This window comes from Cupriavidus sp. 05T313 (genome assembly GCF_056396665.1).
This window is the reverse complement of the sequence record NZ_JBFTLX010000697.1, coordinates 1-377: the sequence shown is the minus strand read 5'-3', so window position 1 is coordinate 377 and position 377 is coordinate 1. Positions and strand designations below refer to the sequence as shown.

1 protein-coding gene is annotated in these 377 nt (G+C 60.6%); it reads left to right on the top strand.

The window, feature by feature from the left end; translation table 11 throughout:
* A partial coding sequence (locus tag AC1DKD_RS42435; RefSeq protein WP_477144894.1) for a DNA-directed RNA polymerase subunit beta occupies positions 1-377 on the top strand: 377 nt, incomplete at both ends.

Below are 377 nucleotides of genomic sequence, written 5' to 3'. Positions count from 1 at the left end.
GCCGCTCCGGCGAGCCGTTCCCGGATCCGATCTCGGTCGGCTACATGTACATCCTGAAGCTCCACCACCTGGTGGACGACAAGATCCACGCMCGCTCCACCGGCCCGTACTCCATGATCACGCAGCAGCCGCTGGGTGGTAAGGCACAGTTCGGTGGCCAGCGCTTCGGTGAAATGGAAGTGTGGGCGCTCGAAGCTTACGGCGCCGCCTACACGCTCCAGGAACTCCTCACGATCAAGTCGGATGACATTCACGGTCGCGTGAAGGTCTACGAGGCGATCGTCAAGGGCGAGAACATTCCCGAGCCGGGCGTTCCCGAATCCTTCAAGGTCTTGATCAAGGAAATGCAGTCGCTGTGCCTGAACGTGGAAGTGCTT